Here is a 26,519-nt window from a genome sequence, read left to right on the forward strand (position 1 = left end):
GACGCTGCGGCGGGTCCGCCTTTCATCGGGCCGCGCGGGACCGGATCGGTGTTTGCCCGGACTCAAGGCGCGCCGATGGCGGCCGTAGAACGACGCAGCGACATCACAAGTGCGCCACGTGCGGCACCGGCCACGAGCCGGGCGAGCACAGGGCGCGCGGCATGGCGGGCCATCGCGGCAATGCCGGCCGCCGGAACCGACCTTTCCGGCGGCATGATCAATACGGGGAAATATCGATGAAAGCAGCTTCATTGCATCCGCGGCCGGTTGCGGCCGCCGCCGCATCCGACGCAGCCGCCAGGCCCGCCGCATGGCGCGCGCGCTCAGCCCGGCGCGAACGCCGGTCGTGGACGGTCAAGGCGACGTTGCGCGCGGCCTTCGCGATCCTGCTGGCCGGCACGCTCGCGATCGGCGTGTTTTCGTTGTGGCAGATCAGCCGGCTGAACGCGTCGATTGCGTCGGTCTATGAGCAGGGGCACGTCGCGAGCCGGGCGGCGGAGGAGGTGCGCGCCGAGGTGCTGCGCGCGAGCCGCGCGCAGAAGATGCTGCTGACCGCGACCACCGCGAAGGAGCGCGACGACCTGGGCGCCGAGGTTGGCGCGGGGCTCGCGTCGATCGGCCAGGCGCTCGCGACGCTGCAGCGATACGCGGATCCGTCCGATGCGGACGATTCCGCGCGACTGCGCGCGTTCTCGATGGCGGTCGGCACGTGGAGCGGCCATCTGCGCGATTTCGTCGCGCTCGTGCAGGCGCAGCCGCTCGACCTGTCGCAGATGAACTGGCAAGTCGGCACGCAGGACGTGTCGCTGCTGGTCGAGACCGGCAAGCTCGAGAAGCTCGTCGCGATGCTGGTGAAGACGCGCGGCGCGAAGTCGAAGGCGACGCTCGATGCGTCCGCAACGATCTTCTCGTCGTCGTTCGCGATGATCGCGGCGATGACGGCCGCGCTGATCGTGCTGGCGATCGCGATTGCCGAAGGGGTCGTGCGCCGCCTCGCGTCGCAGCTCGGCGGCGAGCCCGCGGAGGCGAAGGCGATCGCCGCCGACATCGCGCGCGGCGACCTCACACGGCATATACCGCTCGGCCGGCACGACCGCGACAGCATGGTGCGTGCGCTGTCCGACATGCAGACCGGGCTCGCGGCGACCGTCGGCGAGATCGCCGTCAGCGCCGAGGCGATCGCGGCCGCGTCCGGCGAGATCTCGACCGGTAACCTCGACCTGTCGCGGCGCACCGAGCAGCAGGCCGTCGCGCTGGAGCGCACTGCGGCCAGCATGGAGGAACTCACGTCGACGGTGCGGCAGAATGCCGAGAACGCGCGGCAAGCGAGCACGCTCGCGGCCAATGCGTCGGCCGTCGCGGAGGCGGGCGGCGAAGTCGTCGGGCGCGTGGTCGCGACGATGAGCGAGATCGACGACAGCGCGAAGAACATTCGCGACATCATCGGCACGATCGAGGGGATCGCGTTCCAGACCAACATTCTCGCGTTGAACGCCGCGGTCGAGGCGGCGCGCGCGGGTGAGCAGGGACGCGGTTTTTCGGTGGTCGCGGGCGAGGTGCGGCTGCTCGCGCAGCGCGCGGCGACCGCGGCGAAGGAGATCCGTGCGCTGATCGGCGCGTCGGTCGAGCGCGTCGCGAACGGCGCGGCGCTCGCGCACGATGCGGGACGCACGATGAACGACGTGGTGCGGGCGGTCAAGCGCGTGACCGACATCATCGGCGAGATCTCCGCGGCGTCGGACGAGCAGAGCGCGGGAATCGACGAGATCGGCCGCGCCGTCACGCAGATGGATGCGGGCACGCAGCAGAACGCGGCGCTCGTCGAACAGGCGGCCGCAGCAGCGAATGCGCTCGACGAGCAGGCGCAGGCCCTCAAGTCGCTGGTCGGACGCTTTCGCATCGCGGCCTGAGCGTCGCTTCGTCCCACACCGTCGCGAGCCGTCCGTGGGCGACGCGCAGGCTGGCGGGCTGCTGTCGATCGGTGACAGTCCGTGCAGTCGGCCCGCACGCAATCCCTTACAATGCGCCTCCACATAGCTGGGGGCCAGATCCGCGCGGCGCGGTCGCACCGACTCCGGGGCGACAGCACGCCGAGCGGGTCGTAACAACGACGATGACGATTTACCTGACGGGATACGTGTGGATGCTCGCGTCCGCCGCGATCGGAATGCGCACGCGCACGGCCGCGTGGCGATGGCTCGCGGCGGGCATCGCGCCGGCCGCCGCGTTCGCCGTGCTGCGGGGCCGGACGGGCACCGACACGGCGATCTACCACGACATCATTACCGGCATCTGGAGCGGTAACCTGAAGGTCGTGCCGCGCACGCTCGAACCGGGCTTCGTCTGGCTCGTGCGCGCGCTCGAGTGGCTCGGGCACGATCCGCACATCGCGATGGTGATCCTGTCGCTGCTGGTCGTCGTCGCCTGCGTGGCCGCGTTCGGCCGGAGCGCCGAGGACGCATGTGTGTTCGCCACGCTGATCTTTCCGCTGTTCTTCTACGACATGGCGATGAGCGGCTTGCGCTACGGCGTCGCGTTCTGTGTCGCGAAGCTTGCTTCGGACGCGTGGGCGCGCAGGCGGCACGGCGCGTCGCTCGCGTTCGCTGCCGCGGCGACCAGCATGCACGTGTCGGCGGCGCTGCTTGTCGTGCTGCTGCAGATCCGACGGTTGCGCCTGCTGCGCTATGCGGGGCTGGCGGTCGCGATCGGCGGCGTGCTGTTCGCGATGCATCACGACGCGCTGCTCGCGAAGGTCGGCCTGTATGCGGCGTTCACGCCGCCCGCGCAGACATCGGGCGGCGCACCGCTCGGCCTTGCGATGCTGACGCTCGCTGCCGGCTGGGTGCTGCTGGCGCGCATGCCGCGCACGCTCGTGTTCCTGTTCGTTTGCGAGATCGCGAGCTTCGCGCTCGCGCGGGTCAGCTATGCGGGGCTGCGTTTCCAGTGGCTCGTGCTGTTCGCGATGGGCTGTCAGTTCGTGCCGATACAGCACGTGCCGGGGATCCGGCGCCGGCACGTCATCGTTGCGCTGGCCCTGATCGGCGCCGTCGGCTTCGCGATGCGAATGCGCAACATGCTCGGCGAATACGGGCTCGGCCCGTCGCCGTTCCTGCCTTACCGGTTCTTCTGGGAATGACGCGGCCGGGTGCGGTGGCGCCCGGCCGGAGTGCCGTCACGACTTCTTCTGCTTGTCCGGATCGATGATGACCGTGCAGGTCGTGCCCGCCGACAACACCACGTCGGCCGGCACTTCGTCGATGCGGATGCGCACCGGCACGCGCTGCGCGAGGCGCACCCAGTTGAAGGTCGGGTTCACGTCCGCGACGAGGTCGCGGCTTTGCGGGTTGTCGCGATCGTAGATGCCGCGCGAGATGCTCTCGACATGGCCCTTCATCACGCCGCCGCTCATCAGCCGCATCTCGGCCGGTGCGCCGACCTTCACGCGCGGCAGCTTGGTCTCCTCGAAGTAGCCGTAGACCCAGAACGAATGGCTGTCGACGATCGCGAGCTTCGCCTGGCCGGCCACCGCGTAGTTGCCCTTGAACGTCTGCAGGTTCGTGATGTAGCCGTCGACCGGCGCGACCACGCGCGTGCGTTCGAGATTGAGCTTCGCGGCATCGAGCGCGGCGATTGCCTGCTGGTACTGCGCGTCGGCGCTCGATGCGCTGTGCGCCGCGTTCTCGCGGTTTTCCTTCGACACGACGAGCGCGTCGAGGTCGGCACGACGGGCCGCGTCGTCGCGGCGCATCTGCAGTTCCGCGCGGCGGGCGGCGACGGCCGCCTGCGCCTGCTCGACCGCGATCTGATAGTGCGACGGGTCGATCTGCATGATCAGGTCGCCCTTTTTCACGAGCTGGTTGTCATGCACCGGCAGCTCGACGATCGCGCCCGACACGTCCGGCGCGACGTTGACGATCTCGGCACGGACGCGCCCGTCGCGCGTCCAGGGATCGTCCATGTAGTGCACCCACAGCGAGCGCCCGATCAGGATCGCGACGAGAAGGATGACGGCGGTCGCGACGAAGCCGAAGAGTTTTCTGAGAATCATGATGGTTCGGAATCAACGGTAAACGGCAAGACTCAGTCCGCCGCAAATGCAGACGAGAAGGCACGCGCGGAACAGCGACGGGTGCCACACGAGACGGTAGAGGCCCGTGTAGGCAAGCAGGCGGTCGACGGCCCAGGTCGCCAGCGCGCCCAGGACGAACATCAGGACCACCGTGGGCATGTAGGCATCGAGAATGGCGATTTCACGCGGCATCATGACGAGGCTCCTTGTTGGGGACGCACGGGGCGATTGCGGTTGAGCGGCTCGAGGGGCGATTCCGGATCGAGCAGCGCCGTGCGTACGAAATGCAGATGACTCAGGATGCGCTGCAGCCGATGACGCTCCTCGCGCGACGGCGTGAACGCATCGAGCGTCTGCCGGGTCGCGTCGATCGCGGCGTTGACCGCGTCGAGCGTCGCGTCGAAGCGCGCTGCGCTCGGCTTGCGGAACAGCGCGGACAGCGCGGTGCGCATCGTCTCGATCGCGCGTCGCCACGGCGTCGTCGGCGCATAGCGCGGGTCGGACGGCAGCATCGCCAGTTCGGTGCGCAGGTCGAGCGCCGCATTGCCCGTCTCCAGCACCGCGAACATCCAGCGCAGCGCGTCGCGCTGCACGTCGGGCTGGTCGGCCGATAGCGTGTGCGCCTGGAACATCAGGTCGCGCGCGCCGCTCTCGAAGCGCGTGCGCAGTCCGGCCAGACGTGCGTGGCATGCGGCGACCACCTGGTGGCGCAGGTCGGCGAACAGCCGCTTCTTGAGCCACGGCGCGGTCGGCGGAAACAGCACCGCGAACGCGATCGCCGAGACCAGCATCGACAGCACCAGCGCGAGCGCGTCGTTCATGAAGCTCATCGGGTCGTAGTGCGTGATGTTGTCGGGGCCGGCGAGGAAGCTGAAGAAGATCAGGTAGCCCATCCCGTAGCCCGCGAGCTTCGGCTTCAACGTCATGAAGATGCCGATCGCGAGCAGCGGCGCGAGGGCCGCGCACAGCAGCGGGAAGCCGTCGATGTGCGGGTAGATGCCGAATGTCAGCAGGAAGCCCGTGCATACGGCCAGCGCGGTACCCATGCCCATCTGGGCGGACATCGCGGTCGGGCGCGGCGTCGACGACGCGAGCGCGCAAGTGGCCGCGGCCGTCAGCGTCATCGTCACGCCGCTCGGCCACGCGGTTTCGATCCAGAACCAGCCGAGCACCAGGATCACGGTCGCGGTCCGAATCGCCGCGATCACCATCGCCGTCACGTTGGTGCGCGGTTCATAGCGCTCGATCCAGCGTTCGCGCTCGTGCGTCGGGGTCGACAGCGACGCATAGGTCGCCGCGTATTCGTGCAGGTCCGTGATGAAGCGGTACAGCAGCTCGGTGGCCGTGTCGAAGTCGAGCAGTGGAAAATCCGGTTGCGTCTCGAGCGCGGCGCGCGTCACGCGGATGCGGCGCGGCAGCGCGTCGCGCCACGCGAGCAGCTGTTCAGCCGCGAGCGCGGCGTCGGCCGACGAGCGTACCGGTTCGCCATTGCGCGTCAGAAGGGGCGCGATTTCGCGGAAGTACGGCTCGATCGCATCGATCGCGGCCTGCGCGCCGGCCGCGCGCAACCGGTTCATCAACTGGTGCAGTGCATGGAAGCGGCTCGATACGCTCATGAACTCGCTGTTCAGCCGCGCGAGGCGGCCGCTGCGCATCCGCGTGTCCGGATCCTCGAACACGGCCATGCTGCGCGCCGCTTCGAAGCCGACCACATCCGCGACGAAGCGCGCATGGATGGTTTCGATGTGCGCGCGGTCGAGCTGGCCCGACAGCGCCGCCGCGACGTAGTCGACGAAGCTGCTGAAGCGCTTGCGCACGGTCGTGCGCATCTGCTCGCCGGTGTACTGCGGAAACACCAGCGCGCTGACGACGCCTGCGGACACGATCCCGACCATGATCTCGGCGACCCGCGTCATCGCGCTCATGAACGCGCCGTCCGGATGTTGCGATGCCGGCAGCCCGATCAGCGCGGTCGTGTAACCGGCGAGCAGGAAGCCGTAGCTGCGGAAGTTGCGGTTGCGCGCGGCGCCGGCCGTGCACAGGGCGACCCACAGCGCGACGGCCAGCAGGAACAGCTGCGGCTGCTGCGGGAACAACCCGACGAACGTGAGCGTCGCGATCAGCCCGAAGATCGTGCCGGCGACCCGGTAGAAGCTCTTCGCGAGCACCGCGCCGCTTTGCGGCTGCATCACGATGAACACCGTGGTCATCGCCGTCTTCGGCGCCGGCAGGTCGAGCCGCATCGACACGCCGGTCGCGATGAACGCGGCGAGCAGTGCCTTGAACAGATAGAGCCACGCGGCGCCGTCGCTGCGGGCCCAGTCGCCGAACGCGGTGGACCAGGCCGTGAGCGGGCCGGCGGCGTGCGTGGAAGCGGGGGAGGAGGCGGACATGACGGTTGCTCCGCGTTACCGTGCGGCCGACGCGGCACTCGCGGCGGATTCGTCATGCGGCGGATGGCCGCCCTGAACGTCTGTTTCCGTCTCGACGCCGCCGCCGAGCGCGGCCATCAGCTGCGCGTGCGCGGCGAGGCGCTCCGCGTCAATGCGGGCCGCCGTCTCCTGCGCGCGCAGCAGCTGCTGTTGCGCGACCAGCACGTTCACGTAATCGGTTAGCCCGCGGCGAAAGCCTTCGCGCGACAGCTGGTAGCTGCGGTCGTTGGCGGCGACCGAGCGCGCGGCGTCCTTCTTCTGCGTATCGAGCGAGCGGATCCGCACGACCTGGTCGGCGATGTCCTTGAGCGCGCCGACGACCGTCTGGTTGTAGCGCTCGACCGCCTGGTCGTAGCCGGCGTCGGCCGCACCGAGTTGCGCGCGCAGGCGGCCGCCTTCGAAGATCGGCAGCGACAGCGCGGGGCCGGCGGTCCAGCCGCCGTTCATCGCCCGCAGGAAGTCGGCGAACGGCGCGGTCACGCCGAAGCCGCCGACCGTCGCGAGCAGGTCGATGTTCGGGTAGAACGCGGCTTTCGCGACATCGATGCCCCGTGCCTGCGCGTCGACCATCCAGCGGGCCGCGACGACGTCCGGGCGGCGGCCGAGCAGGTCGGCCGGCATGGCGGACGGCAAGCCGGCCGGCGCGTCGAGCGTCAGGCTCGGCCGCTTGATCGCATCGCCGGCGCCCGGGCCCTTGCCAGCGAGCGCGGCGAGCTGGTGGCGCGCGAGCTGGATCGCTTCTTCATAGCTGTCGATCTGGCGCTCGTAGTCGGGCAGCGTCGATTCGGCCTGGCTGACTTCGAGCTGCGTGCCGAGGCCCGCCTGCAGGCGCTTGCGCGCGAGATCGGCCAATGAGCGCTGGCGTTCGAACGTTTCGTGCGCGAGGTCGAGCAGCGCGTAGTTCATCGACATGCCGACATACGCGCGTACGACGTTGACCTCGAGCTCGAGCTTCGCCGCCCGTGCGTCGGCTGCGGTCGCATGCGCGGTGTCGAGCGCGCGCTCGGTCGCGTTCTTGTCCTTGCCCCACAGGTCGAGGTGGTACGACAGGCCGAGCGTGCCGGTGTTGTTCCACGTGTCGGTGTTGGCGAGCGGCCCCGGGCCGTAGTAGACGTTATCGGGCCAGTGCTGGCGCATCAGCGACAGGTTGCCGTTGATCTGCGGCAATTCCGCCGAACGGGCCACGCGTGCCATCGCCTGCGCTTCGCGAACGCGGGCCTCGGCGGCCGCGAGGGTCGGGTTGCCGGCCTGCGCGGCGGCGATCCACGCGTCGAGCTGCGGGTCGCGGTACGCGCGCCACCAGTCGGACGCGGGCCAGCCCGCGTCGCGGTTCGCCGCGCGGATGGCGGCACCGGCATCGAGCGTGTTCGCTTCGATGCGGGCGGACTGCGGCTTGTTGTCGCCCATGCTCGCGCACCCGGCCATTATTAATGAGACTGCAAGAACCGCCAGTGCCAGCGTCCCTTTTGTTGCCGGAGACCGCACGATTTTCTCCCTTTCGGATATAGATAAGTCGGATGCGATTATATTTTTCAGTGATTCCTGAATAAATGGACAAGGATGCAAGTCATTTTTACGAATCCTGAGATAATATTTGTTCGACCCTGTGCAACAATCCATCCGGATTCAAACGGGTAATGGGATGGATACGCTACAAAACATGCGGGTATTCGTCCGCGTGGTCGACGCGGGAAGCTTTACCGCGGCCGCCCAGCAGATGAATTCGACTACTGCCTACGCGTCGCGCGCCGTGTCGGATCTCGAGGCGCATCTGCGCACGCGCCTCCTGAACCGGACGACACGCCGGATCGCGCTGACCGAGGCAGGCGAGCGCTACCTGCAGCGCTGCGAGCAGATCCTCGCGTACGTCGACCAGGCCGAGGCCGAAGCGGGCGACGCGCACGCGCGCCCGTCGGGCAAGCTGAAGGTCCATTGCTTCACGAGCCTCGGGCAGCACTACCTGGTGCCGGCCATCGCGCGCTATCGGCAGCGCTATCCGGACGTGCACGTCGAACTGACGCTCGCGCAGCGGATGCCCGACCTGCTCGACGAGGGGTACGACGTCGCGATCGTCGTCGGCCGCGACCTGCCCGATTCGGGGCTCGTGTCGCAGCGGCTCGGCGAGAGCTACAGCGTCGTGTGCGCGTCGCCCGGCTATGTCGACGCGCACGGCGTGCCGCGGACTCCCGCGGATCTCGAGCATCACGTCTGTCTCGGGATGGTCGCGCCGGGATTTCACTTCGACGAGTGGTCGCTGTCGGGGCCGCGCGGCGACGAGGTGATTCCGATCACGGCGCCGCCGTTCCGCGTGAACGTCGCAGAGGCGCTCGCGGTGGCCGTGCGGGAAGGGATGGGGATCGGCGGGTTGCCGCTCTATTCGGCGATCGGCGGGCTGCGCAGCGGACACATCGTGCGCGTGATGCCCGAATACCGGTCGCACGTGATGAACATTTACGCGCTGTATCCGTCGCGCCAGTACCTCGACGCGAAAATCCGCACCTGGGTCGATTTTTTGCGCGACGAGTTGCCGGCCACGCTCGAAGCCGACGAAGCCGCGCTCGCGCAGTTCACGGCTGCGACATGAGCGCGCGGTCGAGCCCGATCTGACGAGATTTGTCCTTCGCGCAACATTTTTTTACCCTCGGACGGCGGACAGTTTGATACTGTTCAAATCAGAGAGATTTGGATCTGCCCATACCCGGAGTCGCAATGGATACGCAACTGATGATCGGCCTTGGAGTTCTGCTTGGTGCGGCTGCTGCCGCCGCGGCGACGCGCGATCTGCTGCGCGCGATGAAGGCACGGATGAAGCCGGTGCCGGTGCGGGTGCGCCCGTCGTCGAACGGATCGCGCCGCGCCGATCGCTGATCGGGCGGCCTTTCGGATCGGGAAGGGCCGCATCACGCGGCCCGATGGCGCTCAGCCGAGTTCGACCACTCTGTCCCACGCAAACGCGGGATTTTCCAGTTCGCCGGTGCGCCGGTGGATATAGCCGCGCGGGTTGCACACCACGCGCGTGCCGCTGTCGGTCACGTAATCGAATGATGTATGCGTGTGGCCGTGGATCCACAGGTCCACGGGCGGCCGCACGAGTTCAGCCATGTCCGTGACGAATCCCGCAGATGCGAGGTCTTCCGCGTAACGCTCGGCCAGCGAGCGCAGGTGCGGCGCATGATGGGTGACGACGATCGTGCGGCCGTCGAACGGCGTCGCGAGCCGTGCTTCCAGCCACGCACGGCCTTGCCGGTGCAGCGCGATCGCGTCGGCCGGCGTGAAATCCCGCTCCGGCGCCACCGTCGCATGCAGTGCCGCATCGTGCGGCCACGTCACCTGGATCAAGCCCTTGAAATCGAGCATCACACGCATGCCGGCATCGATCGCGCGTGCGATGCTCGTCTCGTCGGCCCCGAACAGCGAGAAATCGGACCACAGCGTCGTGCCCAGCACGCGGAAGCGCTGCGCCGGATCGACGTACACGCCGTTGTTCAGGTAATGCACGTTGTCGATCGCCTGCGCGGCGTCGCGCATCGCCGTTTCGAGCGCGCCGAATTCCCCGTCGTAGTACTCGTGGTTGCCCGGCACGTAGATCACCGGCACGTCCGTGTCGAACGTTTCGGCGGCCCAGCGCAGGCCTTCCGCGTGATTGTGGATATCGCCGGCCAGCACGACGAGATCCGCATCGGCATGCGCGATCGTGTCGGGCTGGTTGCTTTCGAGATGCAGGTCGGAAAGGACGCGAACTCTCATGGACATCGCTCCGGGTTGGGGGCTTCAGCGCAGAACCTTGCCGGGATTCATCAGCCCGCGTGGGTCGAGCGCGTTCTTCAGCGTGCGCATGAGTGCCGTTTCGACCGGCGACTTGTAGCGCTGCGCGTCGTCGATCTTCAACTGGCCGATCCCGTGCTCCGCGCTGATCGTGCCGTGGTGGTGGTGCACGTTGTCGTAGACGATGCGATTGATCGGCTTCTGGAATTCCGCGAGGAACGCCTTCGGGTCGCCGCCTTCGGGCGTCTGCACGTTGTAGTGCAGGTTGCCGTCGCCGAGGTGGCCGAACGTGACCATCCGTGCGCCGGGCGCGGCCTGCTGGATTGCCGCGTCAGTTTCGTCGATGAAGCGCGCGATCGACGAGATCGGCACCGCGATGTCGTGCTTGATGTTCAGTCCCTCGTCGGCCTGCGCGAGCGGGATGTGTTCGCGCAGATCCCAGAACGCGCGCGACTGCGCGAGATTTTCCGCGACCACCGCGTCAACCACGAGCCCGGCCTCGAACGCCTCTTCCATCAGCTTTTCGAACAGCGCGCGGGCGTGCGTTTCGCTTTCGTTGTCCGACAGTTCGAGCAGCACCGTCTGCGCATGCGTGCGGTCGAACGGATAGCGCAGTTGCGGATAATGCTTGCCGACGAGCTGCATGCAGAAGTCGGACATCAGCTCGAAGCCGGTCAACAGCGGGCCGGCCGCGCGCTGCGCGAGCGCGAGGAAGTCGAGCGCCGCGTGCGGCGACTCGAGCGCGGCCAGCGCGGTGACCTGCGCGGCCGGCAGCGGATGCAGCTTCATCACGGCGGCCGTGATGATCCCGAGCGTGCCCTCCGCACCGATGAACAAATCGCGCAGGTCGTAGCCCGTGTTGTCCTTGCGCAAGCCGCGCAGGCCGTCCCAGGTCTCACCCTGCGGCGTCACGATCTCGAGCCCGAGGCACAGCTCGCGCGCGTTGCCATAGCGCAGCACCGCGGTGCCGCCCGCGTTGGTCGACAGGTTGCCGCCGATCGTGCAGCTGCCTTCGGCGGCGAGGCTCAGCGCGAACAGGCGGCCGCCTTCGCGGGCGCGCGCCTGCACGTCGGCGAGGATCACGCCGGCTTCGACCGTGATCGTGTTGTTGTGCGGATCGAGCGCGCGCACGCGGTTCAGGCGCGCGAGGCTCAGCACGGCCTGGCCGCCGCTCGCGTCAGGCGTTGCGCCGCCGGCGAGGCCCGTGTTGCCGCCCTGCGGCACGAGCGCGACGCCATGCGTGTTCGCGAGCCGGACGAGCGCGGCGACTTCGGCCGTATCGGCCGGTTTCAGCACCGCGCACGCGCGGCCTTTGTAGCGGCGGCGCCAGTCGATCAGGAACGGCTCGGTGTCGTGCGGATCGGTCAGAACGTAGGTGGCGCCGATCGCGTCGCGGCAGGCGGAAACGAAGGCTTCGGAAGAATTCATCACGTTCGGTCGCGTAAGGGTCAGGACGCGGCGCGCTGCCGCTTCGCCGCGCGCTTGAACGGCGCGACGTATGCAAGCGCTGCCACGAAGAAGCCGACGGCGAGCGCGGTCTCGCACCAGCCGAGCGTCGCGGACAACCCGCGGTCGGACATGCCGCGCACGATGCCTTCGGCGAAATAGACGAGGATCAGCATGCTCGCCCACTGCATCGTATAGATGTTACGCCGCCAGACGCCGGGCAGCGCGAGCGCGAGCGGCACGGCCTTGAGCATCAGCGCCGAGCCGCCCGGCCGCAGCGGCGCGAGCCACAGTTCCCACGCGAGCGACAGCGCGATCAGTGCGACGAGGCACGCGGCCGCGGCCAGCGCGTAGCGCGGCCGGGCGGCGACGGCGGGGCGGGCGGGCGCATTCATGCGGCTTCGGCCGCCTGGGCGGCGGACAGGGCCGACGCCGCGCGGGCGAGCCGCGCGCCGAGCGCGGCCGCGAGTGCTTTTTCGTCGGCCGACAGCCCTTCGGGCGCGCTGCGATCGTGCTGCGACACGTGCGATGCGCCGTACGGCGTGCCGCCGGTGCGTGTCGTGCTGAGCGCGGCTTCCGTGTACGGGATCCCGACGATCATCATCCCGTGATGCAGCAGCGGCAGCATCATCGACAGCAGCGTCGATTCCTGGCCGCCGTGCAGGCTGCCGGTCGACGTGAACACGCAGGCCGGCTTGCCGGTCAGCGCGCCTGACAGCCATTGCGGGGTCGTGCCGTCGAGGAAATACTTGAGCGAGGCGGCCATGTTGCCGAAGCGGGTCGGCGAGCCGAGCGCGAGGCCCGCGCATTCCTCGAGGTCGCGGAGTTCCGCATAGGGCGGGCCGTCGTCGGGGATGTCGGGGGCGGTGGCTTCGCAGACAGTCGAGACGGGCGGCACGGTGCGGATGCGGGCCTGCATGCCGGGCACGCTGTCGATGCCGTTCGCGATAGCTAGCGCGAGATCGCGCGTGGCGCCGTGGCGGCTGTAATAGAGGACGAGAATGTCTTTCATGGGCGACGGGGCCGCGTGCGGCCGCGCGCATGCCCGGTGCAGTCGGCCCCTGCTGGATCGAGCGGCTATTATAGGGGCTGAAGTCGTCGCGCAGCGCGGCGGCGGCGCGCCGTCGCGCACGCGCCATCGAGAAGGAGAAGCCGTTTGCCGAAGTTGAGCGTCGATCTCGACACCCTCAAGCGCCTCGCGCAGTTCGCGGCCCGGCGTAGCGCCGAGGATCGCATCCCGCAAGTGGCGGGCAGCCTCACGTTCACGACGATGCTGGCACTCGTGCCGCTCGTGACGGTCGCGTTCGCGCTGTTCACCGCGTTCCCGATGTTCGCATCGTTTCAGATCTCGCTGCAGGGGTTCCTCGCGGATCACCTGATGCCCGCGCAGTTCAACGTCCAGATCTTCAAGTACCTGAACCAGTTCGCGTCGAAGGCCAAGGGGCTGACGACGGCCGGCCTGATCGTGCTCGTCGTCACGTCGGTGATGACGATGATGACGATCGAGTCCGCGTTCAACCTGATCTGGCGGGTGCGCAAGCCGCGGCCGTTCGCGCAGCGCGTGCTCGCGTACTGGGCGCTGATCACGCTTGGCCCCTTGCTGTTCGGCGTGAGCCTGTCGATCTCGTCGTACCTATTCACGCAGTCGCTGGCGTTCACCGGCGCCGGGCCGTCGACGTCGATCGTCGAATGGCTGCTCGCGTTCGTGTCGCTGCCGCTGACCGTGCTCGCGTTCACGTTGCTGTACGTGTACCTGCCGAACTGCACGGTCGCATGGCGCGACGCGGTGATCGGCGGGCTGTTCGCGGCCATCGCGTTCGAGCTCGCGAAGCGCGGCTTCGGCTATTACGTGCGGCGCATTCCGACCTATACGGCCGTCTACGGTGCGTTCGCGGCGCTGCCGGTGTTCCTGCTGTGGGTGTACCTGAGCTGGTTCATCGCGCTGCTCGGCGCGATGGTGGCGTCCGCGCTGCCGGCGATTCGCGTCGGCCAGTTCCATCGCATCCACTATCCGGGCAGCGATCTGCTCGACGCGCTCGAATTGCTCGCGCGACTGGCCGAGGCGCGCGCGGTCGGCAAGGCGGGCTATACCGCGATGCGGCTCGCGACCATGTTGCGCTGCGACATGGAAACCGCGCAGCGGCTGCTGCTGACGATGGAGGAGCGGGAATGGATCGCGCGGCTGGACAGCGGCGAACTCGCGCCGCGCTACATCCTGCTGGCGAATCCGGAGCAACTGACGCTGGCGCAGCTGTTCGACGTGCTGGTGATCGACCGCACGGAACTGACCTACCAGCTGCAGCGACGCCGCAGCCACGTCGAAGGTGCGGCATTGCTGGAGGTGCTGTCGAACGACCGGTTCGACGTATCGCTTGCGTCGCTTATCGCCGAGCACCGGCTCGCCGGCGTGCAGCCGGCGGAGACCGTGCCGGGGTCCGTGCCCGGCGCGGCGCCCGACCCGCACGCGCGGCCGCCGAAAACGGCGTGACGCGCCGCCGGGCGGGCGTTACAGCGGGATCTTCCCGGTGCAGATGTCCTTGAACATCACCCAGTCGCCCATCAGGCTGTAGATCGGGTGCCGGAACGTGGCGGGGCGGTTCTTCTCGAAGAAGAAGTGTCCGACCCACGCGAATCCGTAGCCGCACACGACCGCCGCCGGCAGCCACGGCCAGTGGCCCGTCGCGATCGCCATCGCGACGCAGCCGATCACGCCGAGCGAGCCGATGAAGTGCAGCCGCCGCGACGTGAGGTTCTGGTGCTCGTTCAGATAGTACGGGTAGAAATCAGCGAAGCTGGCGAATTGCTCCGTATGCGTATGCGCCATGGCCGTCTCCTCGGGCCGCTGTCGATGGAGTCATTGTGCGGCGGGTGGCCCGCGTCCGCAAGCGGGGGCGGCCGCGCCGCGCGGGCCCGCGCTTTCCTTTTGACAGGCTTTCCGATAGGATCGAAAGCGGATTTGCATTCAAGCATGAGGGGACTACGATGCGCGTCAGCGATATTCTGAAAGTGAAGGGCAACACGCTGTTTACGGTGACGCCCGATAAGCCGCTGCGCGAAGCGGTCGATACGATGGCCGAACACGATATCGGTTCGCTCGTCGTAATGGAGTACGGCGATCTCGTCGGGATGCTGACGTTCCGCGAGATCATCCTGCGCCTCCACGTGAACGGCGGCGCGATCGGCGACGTGCAGGTGCGCAAGGTGATGGACGAGCCGCTCACGTGCACGCCGGAAACCGATGTCAACGAAGTGCGCCGGATGATGCTCGAGCGCCACGCACGCTACATGCCGGTGCTCGACAAGAAGGTGCTGATGGGCGTCATCTCGTTCTACGACGTCGCGAAGACGGTCGTCGAGGCGCAAAGCTTCGAGAACCGGATGCTGAAGGCGTACATCCGCGACTGGCCGGAATCGGAAGCCGAAGCGCAGAAGCCGTGAAGCACGTCGCGCCCTGTGCCATGACGCGCGGGCGCTGCCACTCGGCGCACGGCGGCGCAGGTTCAGCCTGCGCCGCCGTTTTTTCGACAACCATACAAGGCCCGCGCAGCTTCGCCTAGACGATGCGCGCGTATTCCGCATGAGCGATCACACGCAAGTCTCTTCCGCGTCGCGCGGCGAACGGCGCGCCCACGCGTCGCAGTTCGACCTGTTGCGCCAGCGCCGTTTCGCGCCGTTCTTCACGACCCAGTTCCTCGGGGCGCTGAACGACAACGTATTCAAGATCGGATTCACATCGCTCGTCACCTATCACACCGCGCGGTTCTCGGGCGTCGACGCGAAGACGGCCGCATTCCTGATTTCCGCGATCTTCATTCTGCCGTTCGTGCTGTTTTCGGCCACCTCCGGCCAGATCGCCGACAAATACGACAAGGCGACGCTCACGCGCTTCGTGAAGACCTTCGAGATCGTGCTGATGTTGGTCGGCGCGGCCGGCTTCGTCACGCACAGCGCGACGCTGCTGTATCTGTGCACGTTCATGATGGGGATGCACTCGACGCTGTTCGGCCCCGTCAAGTATTCGTACCTGCCGCAGCATCTCGGCGACCACGAACTGGTCGGCGGCAATGGCCTCGTCGAGATGGGCACGTTCATCGCGATCCTGATCGGGACGATCATCGGCGGTGCGGCCGCGGGCATCGAAGGCAGCGGTGAGCGCGTGCTCGCCGTCAGCGTCGTCGTCATCGCGATCGCGGGGCGGCTCGTCGCGCAGCGCGTGCCGCCGACGCCGGCGCCGCAGCCCGATCTCGTGATCAACTGGAACCCGTTCAGCGAGACGTGGCGCAACCTCGGGCTCGCGCGACAGAATCGCACCGTGTTTCTGAGTCTGCTCGGCATCTCGTGGCTGTGGTTCGTCGGCGCGACGTTCCTGACGTCATTCTTCAATTTCGCGAAAGACGTGCTGTCCGCGAGCCCCGATGTCGTCACGGTCCTGCTCGCGACGTTCTCCGTCGGGATCGGCCTCGGCTCGCTGCTGTGCGAGCGGCTGTCGCAGCGGCGCGTCGAGATCGGCCTCGTGCCGCTCGGCTCGATCGGCATCAGCGTGTTCGCGATCGAGCTGTATTTCGCCAGCCACTCGCTGCCGTCGCCCGGGCATTTGCTGTCGGTCGGGGAATTCCTGGCCGGTGCGCGCCACTGGCGCATCCTGGCCGACCTGTTCCTGCTCGCGATGTTCGGCGGCTTCTACAGCGTGCCGCTGTATGCGTTGATCCAGAGTCGCAGCGCGCCGACCCATCGTGCGCGGATCATCGCCGCGAACAACATCCTGAACGCGCTGTTCATGATCCTGTCGGCTCTGATGGCGATGGGACTGACCAAGGCCGGCGTCGACATCCCGGGCCTGTTCCTCGTCACCGCGCTGCTGAACGTCGTGGTCGCGACGTACATCTACCTGCTCGTTCCGGAGTTCCTGCTGCGCTTCGTCGCGTGGGTGCTGGTGCACACGTTCTACCGGATTCGCCTCGTGCATGCGGAGCGGATCCCGGAAGAGGGCGCGGCCGTGCTCGTATGCAACCACGTGAGCTACGTCGACGCGCTCGTGCTGGCGGCGGCGAGCCCGCGGCCGATCCGGTTCGTGATGGATCACCGGATATTCAAGACACGCTTCGCGAGCTGGGTGTTCCGGCATGCGAAGGCGATTCCGATCGCGCCGCGCCATGAGGATCCCGACATGCTCGCACGCGCGTACGACGCGTGCGAGGCCGCGCTGAAGGATGGTGAACTCGTGTGCATCTTCCCGGAAGGCAAGCTGACCAAGACGGGGGACATCAACATGTTCCACCACGGCATCACCGAAATCCTGGGCCGTACGCCGGCGCCCGTGATTCCGATGGCGTTGCGCGGGCTGTGGGGCAGCTATTTCTCCCGTCATGCCGATGCGCGCATGCCGCGACCCATCAAGCGCGCCGTGATGAGCCGGCTGACGCTCGCGGTCGGCGAGCCGATCCCGGCCCCGGTCGCGACGCCCGAGGCGCTGCAGGCCGCGGTGACCGAGTTGCGCGGCGCGCGAAAGTGAGCAGGGGCGGGCCCGGCGCGATGCCGCCGGGCCGTGCCGACGGCGGCGAACCGGCCCGTTCGACCGGAACGGCGCGGGTCGACGGCCCTTGCGCCCAGCGCACTGCGTGGCAGGTCCGTGTGGTCTGAACGGTTCACGCGGCCCGCGGGTACGGGACGGCTGGCATAATAGCGGTTTACTTCTTTTTCTCGACCGGCAAACGATCGGCCTGCCAGCGGTCCCGGCAGCGCATCGGTTTGTCCAATTCTCTTTGGGCGGTTCCATCATGTCCGGCAATACCCTCGGCACGCTTTTCACTGTCACGACCTTCGGCGAATCGCACGGCCCCGCGATCGGCTGCGTGATCGACGGCTGCCCGCCGGGAATGGGGCTGACCGAAGCCGACATCCAGGTCGAACTCGATCGCCGCAAGCCCGGCACGTCGCGGCACGTGACGCAGCGCCAGGAGGCGGACGAGGTCGAGATCCTGTCCGGCGTGTTCGAAGGCGTGACGACCGGCACGCCGATCGCGCTGCTGATCCGCAACACCGACCAGCGCAGCAAGGACTACGGCAACATCGTCGAGACGTTCCGCCCCGGCCATGCCGACTACACCTACTGGCAGAAATATGGCATCCGCGACTACCGCGGCGGTGGCCGCTCGTCCGCGCGCCTGACCGCGCCGATCGTCGGCGCGGGCGCGGTTGCGAAGAAGTGGTTGCGCGAGCGTTTCGGCGTCGAGGTGCGCGGCTACATGAGCGGTCTCGGCGAGATCGACGTGCCGTTCGTCGACTGGTCGCACGTTCGCGAGAATCCGTTCTTCTCGCCGAACGCGGCGGTCGTTCCGGAGCTGGAAGCCTACATGGACGCGTTGCGCAAGGACGGCGACTCGATCGGCGCGCGCATCGACGTCGTTGCGTCGGGCGTGCCGGTTGGCTGGGGCGAGCCGGTATTCGACCGGCTCGACGCGGACATCGCGAAGGCGATGATGAGCATCAACGCGGTGAAGGGCGTCGAGATCGGCGCGGGCTTCGACAGCGTCGCGCAGCGCGGCTCGGTGCACGGTGACGAACTGACGCCGGCCGGCTTCGTCGGGAACCATGCGGGCGGCGTGCTCGGCGGGATCTCGACGGGGCAGGACATCACCGTGTCGATCGCGATCAAGCCGACGTCCAGCATCCGCACGCCGCGCCGTTCGATCACGAAGACCGGCGAAGAGGCGACGGTCGAAACCTTCGGCCGCCACGATCCGTGCGTCGGCATTCGCGCGACCCCGATCGCCGAGTCGATGCTCGCGCTGGTGCTGATCGACCATGCGCTGCGCCATCGTGCGCAGTGCGGCGACGTCGAGACGCCGACGCCGAAGATCGCGGGCAGCGCGACCTGAAGCAGCGGGGCCGGCACGCGCCGGCTCGACCGATTCGATGCGAAACGGGGCGCCTGGGGCGCCCCGTTTTCATTGGGCCGCCGAATTCGGCGGCGCGGCCGATTCGCGCACCCGCAACTCCGGCAGTATCGCGCAACCGGGCCCGGCTTCTCCGTGCTCGAGTGCGTCGAGCAACGCGCGGGCGGCCTTGCGGCCGATCGCATCGGTGTCGACCCACATCGTCGTCAGCGCAGGCCGGATTTCGCGAGCCAGCGCGACATCGTCGAAGCCGGTGATCGACAATTGCGACGGCACCTCGAGGCCGATTGCCTGCGCTTCCAGTAGGGCGCCGAGCGCGAGCGCGTCGTTGCCGCAGATCACGGCCGTCGGGCGCGTCGCCCCGCTGTCGGCGATCGCGCGCAGGCTCGCACGCCCGAACGCGATCGTGGCCGGGCCTTCATGCTGGTGGATCGGCCGGACCGCGAGCCCACGCGCGGCGAGCGTGTCGTGGATGCCGCGCAGGCGGGCCTGCACACGATCGTTGTCCGCCGAAGGCTGCATGATGATCGCAAAATCGCGATGCCCGAGGTCGAGCAGGTGCGTGGTCAGTCGCGCGAATGCCGCGCGGTTGTCGAATCCGATGCAGCAGTGCGGGCTGTCGTCGCGGTAGGCATAGGTGACGACATACGGCACCCGATGCAGGTCGAGCAGTTCGAATACCTCCGCCGGATAGGCTTCGCCGACCAGCGACACGGCTTCGACGCCACGCGACAGCATCGCGCGCACCTGCGCGAGCGCCTGTGCCGGGTCGTAATTCGAGCAGCCGAGGAACAGGGTGATGCCGTGCTCGGCCATGACCGCCTGCATGCCCGCTACCTGCGACGCAAACACCTGGTCGTCGAGCGTCGGGATGATCGCACCCGTGATGTGGGTTCGCGTGGATGCGAGTGCTCGGCCGGCCGCGTTGGGAATCCAGTTCAGTGCGCGTGCCGCGTCGCGCACGCGCTGCTGCACGTCGGCCGAGACCTTGCCGGGGTCGTTGTAGACACGCGAAACGGTCGCGGTCGACACGCCGGCGAGTTTCGCGACATCCCCGAGCACCGATCGGCCGCTGCCGCGGCGTGCGCGAGCCGCGCCGCCGCTGGATGGGGGTGTACTCATTGGTCATCCCCGGGCGCGGCTGCCCCGCAGGCGCCGCGCGTGGTCAAAAACGCCATCGTTTACCCTCGATTCATCGTGGTCCCGCTTGCATTCCCGGTCGTGCCTGTGCGAATGTAAGCGCTATCTTGACGCTACTCCGTATTATGTCAGACACAGATTGCAGCCGCATTGTGAAATTTTCGTCGACGACGGCCGGTCCGGCTATTTTGTTTGCCGCAAATGTAAGCGGTTACATTGAATGAAACTCCACGCAAAGCCCCCTCGAATCGCGGTCGTCGGCAGTATCAACGTCGACCTCGTCACGCATGCGCCACGGCTGCCCGTGCCGGGCGAAACGCTGCTCGGCACGACGTTCCAGACCGTTCACGGCGGCAAGGGTGCGAACCAGGCGGTGGCGGCGGCCCGTCTGGGTGCATCGGTCGCGATGATCGGCTGCGTTGGCGACGACGCGTTCGGGGCGCGCGTGCACGACGCGCTGGCGGCCGAACGTATCGACGTGACGCACCTGCACCGGATCGACGGGGAGGCAACCGGCGTCGCGACGATCACAGTCGATGCGCACGGGGCGAACAGCATCGTGGTCGTGCCCGGTGCAAACGCGCGCCTCGATGCCGAATTGATCGACGGTGCGCGCGACGCGATCGCCGGCGCGGCGCTGATGGTGTGCCAGCTCGAGGTGCCGATCGAGAGCGTCGCGCGCGCGATCGGCAGTGCGATCGCATATCGCACGCCGGTGCTGCTCAATCCGGCGCCTGCACGGCCGCTGTTCGACGCATTGCTGGCCCAGATCGACTACCTCGTCGTCAACGAAACGGAAGCGGAGTCGCTGACCGGCATCGCCGTCGGCGACGACGCCTCGGCGGTGCGCGCCGCCGAGGCGCTGCGCGCGAAAGGCGTCGGCAACGTGCTGGTCACGCTGGGTGCGCGCGGCGTCTGCTGGCGCGGCAGCGCTGGGAACGGCCGCCATCGGGCAATGGCGGTGGTCGCCGTCGATACCACGGCGGCCGGCGACACCTTCGTCGGCGGATTCGCGGCCGCCCGGACGAGTGGTGCGTCGATGGACGACGCGATCGCGTTCGGCCAGCGCGCGGCTGCAATCAGCGTCACGCGCCACGGGGCGCAGACGTCGATTCCGACACGCGAGGAAGTGGAGAGCATGGCGGTATAGATTCCGCGACGACGGAAAGCGCGGGCAGGCACCCGCCTATGACATGGAGACAATCGAAATGAACGAAGACCAGGCTGTTCCGACTGCGCCGCCACGTATCCGGCGCGGACAACGTATCGCGCTTGCGCTGCTGATGGCGAGCGGAATCGTCAACTATCTCGATCGCGGCACGCTGGCCGTCGCGAGTTCGGCAATCCGGAGCGATCTCGGGCTGTCGCTCTCGCAGATGGGGTTGCTGCTGTCGGCATTCTCGTGGAGCTATGCGCTGTGCCAGTTTCCGGTCGGCGGGCTCGTCGATCGCATCGGGCCGCGACGGCTGCTCGGCATCGGGCTGATCGTCTGGTCGTTCGCGCAGGCAGCGGGCGGCCTCGTATCCACCTTCGGCTGGTTCATCGTCGCGCGCATCGTGCTCGGCATCGGCGAGGCGCCGCAGTTCCCGTCGGCGGCGCGAGTGGTGAGCAACTGGTTTCCGTTGCGTGCACGCGGTACGCCGACCGGGATCTTCAACGCGGCGTCGCCGCTCGGTACCGCGCTCGCGCCGTTGCTGCTGTCGGTGCTCGTCGCTTCGTTCGACTGGCGCTGGGCATTCGTCGTCACGGGGGCACTCGGTCTCGTTGTCGCCGTCGTCTGGTTTGCGTCGTATCGCGATCCGGCGCGTGCGCAATTGACCGCGGCGGAACGAGCGTATCTCGATGCCGATGCGCAGACGGCCGTCGCGGCACCCAAGCTGACCTTCGCCGACTGGCGCAGTCTGTTTTCGCACGGCACGACCTGGGGCATGCTGATCGGATTCTTCGGTTCGGTGTATCTGAACTGGGTCTACCTGACCTGGCTGCCGGGATATCTGACGATGGAGCGTCACATGAGCCTCATTCGCACCGGGTTTGCGGCATCCGTGCCGTTCCTGTGCGGGTTCGTCGGTTCGCTCGTTGCCGGCTGGCTGTCGGATCTGGTGACGCGCCGTAGCCGCTCGCCAGTCGTGAGCCGGCGCAATGCGGTGGTCGTCGCGATGCTCGGGATGGTCGCGTTCACGATTCCGGCCGCGCTCGTGCAGAGCAACACGGTGGCGCTCGCATGCATTTCGGTCGTGATCTTTCTCGCCAATGCGGCATCGGCATGTTCGTGGGCGCTCGCGACGGCGGCCGCACCGCCGAGCCGTGTCGCATCGCTCGGCGCGATCCAGAATTTCGGTGGTTTCATCGGCGGTGCGCTCGCGCCGATCCTGACGGGTGTGATCGCGCAGAAGTGGTCGTTCGTGCCGGCGCTGCTGACGGCGGCGGCAATCGCATTCGCCGGCGCAATGGCTTACCTGCTGCTGGTGCGCAAGCCGATTCCCGAGCAGTCCGCGAGTGCGGCGCCTGGCGCGCTTCCGGCCTGAGGCCGCCGGCTACCCCCTGTATTCATTGAAGGAAGGAGAAACAGATGCAATCACATCAGCAGGCGAGCACGACCATCGAAGGGATCGTGCCGGTGATGCTGACGCCGTTCGACGATACCGGCTCGATCGACTACGCGGGTCTCGAGCGACTCATCGAATGGTATCTGGCGCACGGCTCGGATGCGCTGTTCGCGGTCGCGCAATCGAGCGAGATGCAATTCCTGAGTCTTGCAGAACGGGCGGAGCTTGCGCGTTTCGTGGTCGAGCGGGTGGCCGGGCGCGTGCCTGTCGTCGCGTCCGGGCACGTCAGCGAAGATCTGGACGCGCAGGTCGCCGAGCTGTGTGCCGCGGCGGAATCGGGTGCGCAGGGCGTCGTGCTCGTGACCAACCGCCTCGATCCACAGCGCAAGGGCAGCGCCGCGTTTCTCGATCATCTTCACAAGCTGCTCGCCCGATTGCCGGCGGATCTGCCGCTTGGCTTGTATGAATGTCCGGCGCCTTATCGGCGATTGCTGTCCGATGACGAACTGCGCGCGTGCATCGACACGGGCCGCTTCGTGATGTTGAAGGACGTGAGCTGCGACCTGGAGACGGTGAAGCGACGCGTTGCGCTGGCCGCGGGCTCGCCGATGAAGATCCTGAATGCGAACGCCGCGATCGCATGGGATGCGATGAAGGCGGGCTCCGCCGGTTTCAACGGCGTGTTCACCAACTTCCATCCCGATCTGTATCGGTGGCTGCGGACGCAGGGTGACTCGGATCCGGCGCTTGCCGAAGAATTGTCGGCCTTCCTGGTGCTCTCGGCGGTGTCGGAAGCGCTTGGCTACCCGGCGCTCGCGAAGATCTATCATCAACGGATCGGCACGTTCGGATCGATTCGCTGCCGCTCGATCGACTACGACGTGCGGGAGCGGTTCTGGGCGCTCGATGCGGTGCTCGACAAGATCGTGTCCGGTACTGAGCATTTCCGTCGACGGATAGCGGCGCGCTAGCGCAGCCGGTGCGGGGCGCGGTGGATGAATCGCGCGACCGATGGCGGGCAGGGCAGCGTCGAATGCCGATCGGACGAAAAAAAACGCCGCGCAAGGCGGCGTTTTCCGGCAGGTTACATGTTCGGATAATTCGGCCCGCCGCCGCCTTCCGGCGTGACCCACACGATGTTCTGCGTCGGGTCCTTGATGTCGCACGTCTTGCAGTGCACGCAGTTCTGCGCGTTGATCACCAGCCGGTCGCTGCCGTCGTCGTTCTTCACGAACTCGTACACCGCCGCCGGGCAGAAGCGCCCCTCCGGCCCCGCGTAGGTCCGCAGGTTCACGTTCACCGGCACGTTCGCATCCTTCAGCGTCAGGTGCGCCGGCTGGTTTTCCTCGTGGTTCGTGTTCGAGATGAACACCGACGACAGCCGGTCGAACGTCAGCTTGCCATCCGGCTTCGGATACTCGATCGGCGTGCATTGCGAGGCCGGCTTCAGCATCTCGTGATCCGCATGCTTGTGGTGCAGCGTCCACGGCACGTTGCCGCCCATCACCTTCTGCTCGAGCCCGACCATCAGCGTGCCCAGGTACAGGCCCTTCGCCATCCACTGCTTGAAGTTGCGCGCGCGGTACAGCTCCGTATGCAGCCACGACTGCTTGAAGGCGTCCGGATACGCGTTGAGCTCGTCACTCTGGCGGCCGGCCTGCAGCGCGTCGAACGCGGCGTCCGCCGCCAGCATGCCCGTCTTGATCGCCGCGTGGCTGCCCTTGATCCGCGATGCGTTCAGGAAGCCCGCGTCGTCGCCAATCAGCGCGCCGCCCGGGAACACCGTCTTCGGCAGCGACAGCAGGCCGCCGGCCGTGATCGCCCGCGCACCGTACGACACGCGCTTGCCGCCTTCCAGGAACGCGCGGATCGACGGGTGCGTCTTGTAGCGCTGGAATTCCTCGAACGGCGACAGATACGGGTTCGTGTAGCCCAGGCCCACCACGAAGCCGACCACGACCTGGTTGTTGTCCATGTGATACAGGAACGAGCCGCCGTATGTGTCCGATTTCAGCGGCCAGCCGGCCGTGTGGATCACGAGGCCCGGCTTGTGCTTCGCGGGATCGATTTCCCACAGTTCCTTGATGCCGATCCCGTACGCTTGCGGATCGGCGTTTGCGTCGAGCTTGAACTTCGAGATCAGCTGGCGGCCGAGGTGGCCGCGGCAGCCTTCGGCAAACAGCGTGTACTTCGCGTGCAGCTCCATGCCGAGCTGGAAGTTCTCGGTCGGCTCGCCGTCCTTGCCCACGCCCATGTTGCCGGTGGCGACGCCCTTCACCGAGCCGTCGTCGTGATAGAGAATCTCGGCAGCCGGGAAGCCCGGGAAGATCTCGACGCCCAGGGCTTCCGCCTGTTGGCCGAGCCAGCGCGTGACGTTGCCCAGCGAGATCACGTAGTTGCCGTGGTTCTGGAAGTTGGCCGGCAGCGCCCAGTTCGGCGTCGTGATCGCGCTCTTTTCGGACAGGAACAGGAAGCGGTCCTCCGTCACCTCGACGGTGAGCGGTGCGCCCTGTTCCTTCCAGTCGGGGAACAGTTCGGTGATCGCGCGCGGGTCCATCACCGCGCCCGACAGGATGTGCGCGCCGATCTCGGAACCCTTCTCGAGCACGCACACGCCGATCTCGGTGCCTTTCTCGGCGGCCAGCTGCTTGAGCCGGATCGCCGCCGACAGCCCGGCGGGGCCGCCGCCGACGATCACGACGTCGTATTCCATCGATTCGCGCGGGCCGTATTGCTCGATGAGGCTTGCGGGGGTCATTGGCGTTCCTCTAACCGTTAGAATGCTTTTATTCGGGAGCGTATTGTCTGCGAAACGAAACGCTTGCCGCAACAGCATGCGCGTAGATTAGCACGATCGTTCTATTTTTTGTGCTAGGGTTATGCTGCGTGGGACAGGGCGCCCGCGGCGGCGAAACGACATCGAAAGGGGATGTGCAATGGGTCGATCGATCAATCTGGAAGGCAAGGTCGCACTGGTCACGGGCGCATCGAGCGGCCTCGGGCAACGCTTTGCACAGGTGCTGTCGCAGGCCGGCGCGAAGGTCGTGCTCGCGAGCCGCCGCGTCGAGCGCCTGAAGGAGCTGCGCGCGGAAATCGAGGCGGCGGGCGGTGCCGCGCACGTCGTGTCGCTTGACGTCACCGACGTGCAGAGCATCAAGGCGGCCATCGCGCACGCGGAAACGGAAGCCGGCACGATCGACATCCTCGTGAACAATTCGGGCGTCTCGACGATGCAGAAGCTCGTCGACGTGACGCCCGCCGATTTCGAGTTCGTGTTCGACACCAACACGCGCGGCGCGTTTTTCGTCGCGCAGGAAGTCGCGAAGCGGATGATCATGCGCGCGAACGGCAACGGCAAGCCGCCTTACCGGATCATCAACATCGCTTCGGTGGCCGGGCTGCGCGTGTTTCCGCAGATCGGGCTGTATGCGATGAGCAAGGCGGCGGTCGTGCAGATGACGCGTGCGATGGCGCTCGAATGGGGTCGCCACGGAATCAACGTCAACGCGATCTGTCCGGGTTACATCGATACCGAAATCAATCATTACCTGTGGGAAACCGAGCAGGGCCAGAAGCTGCAGTCGATGCTGCCGCGCCGGCGCGTCGGCAAGCCGCAGGATCTCGACGGGCTGTTGTTGCTGCTCGCGGCCGACGAGTCGCAGTTCATCAACGGCTCGATTATCTCCGCCGATGATGGCTTCGGCCTCGCCTGAGTGGATGACATTCAGCAACAAAGAAGACTGCAATGAGCGAATATTCCCCCGTATTTGAAATGTCGATGCCGATCCGCTGGGGCGACATGGATGCATTCGGCCATGTGAACAACACGGTCTATTTCCGCTACATGGAGCAGGCCCGGATCTCGTGGTTCGAGGAACTCGGCATCGCGGGCGGCAACGGCGAGGGGCAGGGGCCCGTGATCGTCACGGCGTCGATGGAGTTCCTGAAGCAACTGCACTATCCGGGTGACGTGATCGCGAGGATGTCGGCCGCGAAGCCCGGCCGCAGCAGCTTCGACACCGGTTTCGAGCTGACGCGCGCGGACGATCCGGAGCATGTCTATGCGCGCGGCAACGCGCGATGCGTGTGGGTCGACTACGCGCTCGGCAAGTCGGTGCCGCTGCCGCAACTGTTGCGCGATACGATCGAGCGAGCGCTCGCGGCGAAGGTCGGCTGAACCCGGCGGCACCGAAGCCGGCGCTCGGGCGCCGGTGTGTCGCCA

24 protein-coding genes are annotated in these 26,519 nt (G+C 67.3%); 13 read left to right on the forward strand and 11 right to left on the reverse strand.

Going from position 1 to position 26,519, the window contains the following annotated elements; translation table 11 throughout:
- The first annotated feature begins 236 nt into the window (after nucleotides 1-236).
- Together LGM71_RS04190 and LGM71_RS04195 are read left to right on the forward strand one after the other, a co-directional pair.
- Nucleotides 237-1,910, forward strand: a complete 1,674-nt coding sequence (locus LGM71_RS04190) for a methyl-accepting chemotaxis protein (protein ID WP_226114082.1) — start codon at nucleotides 237-239, stop codon at nucleotides 1,908-1,910.
- 203 nt (nucleotides 1,911-2,113) lie between these two features.
- Nucleotides 2,114-3,136: an EpsG family protein gene (locus LGM71_RS04195; protein ID WP_226114083.1), complete on the forward strand. Its 1,023-nt coding sequence runs from the start codon at nucleotides 2,114-2,116 to the stop codon at nucleotides 3,134-3,136.
- A 36-nt stretch (nucleotides 3,137-3,172) separates the two neighbouring features.
- Here LGM71_RS04195 and LGM71_RS04200 read toward each other — a convergent pair whose 3' ends face one another.
- Genes LGM71_RS04200 through LGM71_RS04215 form a run of 4 tightly spaced genes read right to left on the reverse strand, consistent with a single transcriptional unit; the run spans nucleotide 3,173 to nucleotide 7,986 of the window.
- On the reverse strand, nucleotides 3,173-4,048 hold the full coding sequence (locus LGM71_RS04200; RefSeq protein ID WP_047900486.1) for an HlyD family secretion protein: 876 nt from the start codon (nucleotides 4,046-4,048) through the stop codon (nucleotides 3,173-3,175).
- 12 nt (nucleotides 4,049-4,060) lie between these two features.
- A complete protein-coding gene (locus LGM71_RS04205) occupies nucleotides 4,061-4,264 on the reverse strand; it encodes a DUF1656 domain-containing protein (RefSeq protein ID WP_011351756.1) in 204 nt (67 codons plus the stop codon).
- A complete protein-coding gene (locus LGM71_RS04210) occupies nucleotides 4,261-6,462 on the reverse strand; it encodes an FUSC family protein (protein ID WP_226114084.1) in 2,202 nt (733 codons plus the stop codon). The genes LGM71_RS04205 and LGM71_RS04210 overlap by 4 nt, the downstream gene beginning before the upstream one ends.
- A gap of 15 nt (nucleotides 6,463-6,477) precedes the next feature.
- Nucleotides 6,478-7,986 (reverse strand): efflux transporter outer membrane subunit, encoded by a 1,509-nt coding sequence (locus tag LGM71_RS04215; protein ID WP_226114085.1) that lies wholly within the window; start codon nucleotides 7,984-7,986, stop codon nucleotides 6,478-6,480.
- Between the two features lie 157 nt (nucleotides 7,987-8,143).
- Between LGM71_RS04215 and LGM71_RS04220 the strand changes: the two genes are divergently transcribed.
- Together LGM71_RS04220 and LGM71_RS04225 are read left to right on the forward strand one after the other, a co-directional pair.
- Nucleotides 8,144-9,085, forward strand: a complete 942-nt coding sequence (locus tag LGM71_RS04220) for a LysR family transcriptional regulator (RefSeq protein WP_059606568.1) — start codon at nucleotides 8,144-8,146, stop codon at nucleotides 9,083-9,085.
- 125 nt (nucleotides 9,086-9,210) lie between these two features.
- Nucleotides 9,211-9,369, forward strand: a complete 159-nt coding sequence (locus LGM71_RS04225; protein WP_170296438.1) for a hypothetical protein — start codon at nucleotides 9,211-9,213, stop codon at nucleotides 9,367-9,369.
- 51 nt (nucleotides 9,370-9,420) lie between these two features.
- Here the strand turns inward: LGM71_RS04225 and LGM71_RS04230 are convergent, their stop codons facing one another.
- Genes LGM71_RS04230 through wrbA form a run of 4 tightly spaced genes read right to left on the reverse strand, consistent with a single transcriptional unit; the run spans nucleotide 9,421 to nucleotide 12,724 of the window.
- Nucleotides 9,421-10,248: a metallophosphoesterase gene (locus LGM71_RS04230; RefSeq protein WP_226114086.1), complete on the reverse strand. Its 828-nt coding sequence runs from the start codon at nucleotides 10,246-10,248 to the stop codon at nucleotides 9,421-9,423.
- A 24-nt stretch (nucleotides 10,249-10,272) separates the two neighbouring features.
- Nucleotides 10,273-11,694, reverse strand: a complete 1,422-nt coding sequence (locus tag LGM71_RS04235; RefSeq protein ID WP_226114245.1) for an FAD-binding oxidoreductase — start codon at nucleotides 11,692-11,694, stop codon at nucleotides 10,273-10,275.
- Nucleotides 11,695-11,714: 20 nt separating this feature from the next.
- Nucleotides 11,715-12,107, reverse strand: a complete 393-nt coding sequence (locus LGM71_RS04240; RefSeq protein WP_059545112.1) for a DUF2069 domain-containing protein — start codon at nucleotides 12,105-12,107, stop codon at nucleotides 11,715-11,717.
- Nucleotides 12,104-12,724: an NAD(P)H:quinone oxidoreductase gene (wrbA, locus tag LGM71_RS04245; RefSeq protein ID WP_059606576.1), complete on the reverse strand. Its 621-nt coding sequence runs from the start codon at nucleotides 12,722-12,724 to the stop codon at nucleotides 12,104-12,106. The genes LGM71_RS04240 and wrbA overlap by 4 nt, the downstream gene beginning before the upstream one ends.
- A gap of 144 nt (nucleotides 12,725-12,868) precedes the next feature.
- Between wrbA and LGM71_RS04250 the strand changes: the two genes are divergently transcribed.
- The gene (locus tag LGM71_RS04250) at nucleotides 12,869-14,200 is read left to right on the forward strand and encodes a YihY family inner membrane protein (protein WP_124626491.1); all 1,332 of its coding nucleotides are present in this window, start codon (nucleotides 12,869-12,871) and stop codon (nucleotides 14,198-14,200) included.
- Between the two features lie 18 nt (nucleotides 14,201-14,218).
- Here the strand turns inward: LGM71_RS04250 and LGM71_RS04255 are convergent, their stop codons facing one another.
- The gene (locus LGM71_RS04255; RefSeq protein ID WP_044846067.1) at nucleotides 14,219-14,536 is read right to left on the reverse strand and encodes an Mpo1-like protein; all 318 of its coding nucleotides are present in this window, start codon (nucleotides 14,534-14,536) and stop codon (nucleotides 14,219-14,221) included.
- Between the two features lie 158 nt (nucleotides 14,537-14,694).
- On the opposite strand from LGM71_RS04255, the gene LGM71_RS04260 reads away from it, so the two are divergent.
- From LGM71_RS04260 to aroC, 3 genes are all read left to right on the forward strand, one after another.
- On the forward strand, nucleotides 14,695-15,150 hold the full coding sequence (locus tag LGM71_RS04260; RefSeq protein ID WP_044846066.1) for a CBS domain-containing protein: 456 nt from the start codon (nucleotides 14,695-14,697) through the stop codon (nucleotides 15,148-15,150).
- Between the two features lie 139 nt (nucleotides 15,151-15,289).
- A complete protein-coding gene (locus tag LGM71_RS04265; protein WP_226114087.1) occupies nucleotides 15,290-17,224 on the forward strand; it encodes an MFS transporter in 1,935 nt (644 codons plus the stop codon).
- Nucleotides 17,225-17,489: 265 nt separating this feature from the next.
- Complete coding sequence (aroC, locus tag LGM71_RS04270; protein WP_059606582.1) at nucleotides 17,490-18,590, forward strand: chorismate synthase; 1,101 nt, start codon at nucleotides 17,490-17,492, stop codon at nucleotides 18,588-18,590.
- Between the two features lie 69 nt (nucleotides 18,591-18,659).
- On the opposite strand, the gene LGM71_RS04275 is transcribed toward aroC, so the two are convergent.
- The gene (locus LGM71_RS04275; protein WP_124626485.1) at nucleotides 18,660-19,730 is read right to left on the reverse strand and encodes a LacI family DNA-binding transcriptional regulator; all 1,071 of its coding nucleotides are present in this window, start codon (nucleotides 19,728-19,730) and stop codon (nucleotides 18,660-18,662) included.
- Nucleotides 19,731-19,968: 238 nt separating this feature from the next.
- Here LGM71_RS04275 and rbsK point away from each other — a divergent pair, with 238 nt between their 5' ends.
- From rbsK to LGM71_RS04290, 3 genes are read left to right on the forward strand one after another with little or no spacing between them, the layout of a single operon-like run.
- The gene (rbsK, locus tag LGM71_RS04280) at nucleotides 19,969-20,898 is read left to right on the forward strand and encodes a ribokinase (protein WP_226114088.1); all 930 of its coding nucleotides are present in this window, start codon (nucleotides 19,969-19,971) and stop codon (nucleotides 20,896-20,898) included.
- Between the two features lie 58 nt (nucleotides 20,899-20,956).
- A complete protein-coding gene (locus LGM71_RS04285) occupies nucleotides 20,957-22,276 on the forward strand; it encodes an MFS transporter (RefSeq protein WP_059606588.1) in 1,320 nt (439 codons plus the stop codon).
- Nucleotides 22,277-22,320: 44 nt separating this feature from the next.
- Nucleotides 22,321-23,268: a dihydrodipicolinate synthase family protein gene (locus LGM71_RS04290; RefSeq protein WP_174910831.1), complete on the forward strand. Its 948-nt coding sequence runs from the start codon at nucleotides 22,321-22,323 to the stop codon at nucleotides 23,266-23,268.
- A gap of 113 nt (nucleotides 23,269-23,381) precedes the next feature.
- On the opposite strand, the gene LGM71_RS04295 is transcribed toward LGM71_RS04290, so the two are convergent.
- Nucleotides 23,382-25,055 carry an electron transfer flavoprotein-ubiquinone oxidoreductase gene (locus tag LGM71_RS04295; RefSeq protein WP_175817208.1) on the reverse strand — a complete coding sequence of 558 codons (1,674 nt, stop codon included), beginning with the start codon at nucleotides 25,053-25,055 and terminating at the stop codon, nucleotides 23,382-23,384.
- Nucleotides 25,056-25,233: 178 nt separating this feature from the next.
- Between LGM71_RS04295 and LGM71_RS04300 the strand changes: the two genes are divergently transcribed.
- Both LGM71_RS04300 and LGM71_RS04305 read left to right on the forward strand, forming a co-directional pair.
- Nucleotides 25,234-26,010: an SDR family oxidoreductase gene (locus LGM71_RS04300; RefSeq protein WP_059608590.1), complete on the forward strand. Its 777-nt coding sequence runs from the start codon at nucleotides 25,234-25,236 to the stop codon at nucleotides 26,008-26,010.
- A gap of 32 nt (nucleotides 26,011-26,042) precedes the next feature.
- Entirely contained in the window at nucleotides 26,043-26,474 is a 432-nt protein-coding gene (locus tag LGM71_RS04305; protein WP_059608589.1) for an acyl-CoA thioesterase, read from the forward strand.
- The last annotated feature ends 45 nt before the right edge of the window (nucleotides 26,475-26,519 follow it).

This window comes from Burkholderia sp. AU33545, assembly GCF_020419685.1.
GTDB lineage: Bacteria > Pseudomonadota > Gammaproteobacteria > Burkholderiales > Burkholderiaceae > Burkholderia > Burkholderia diffusa.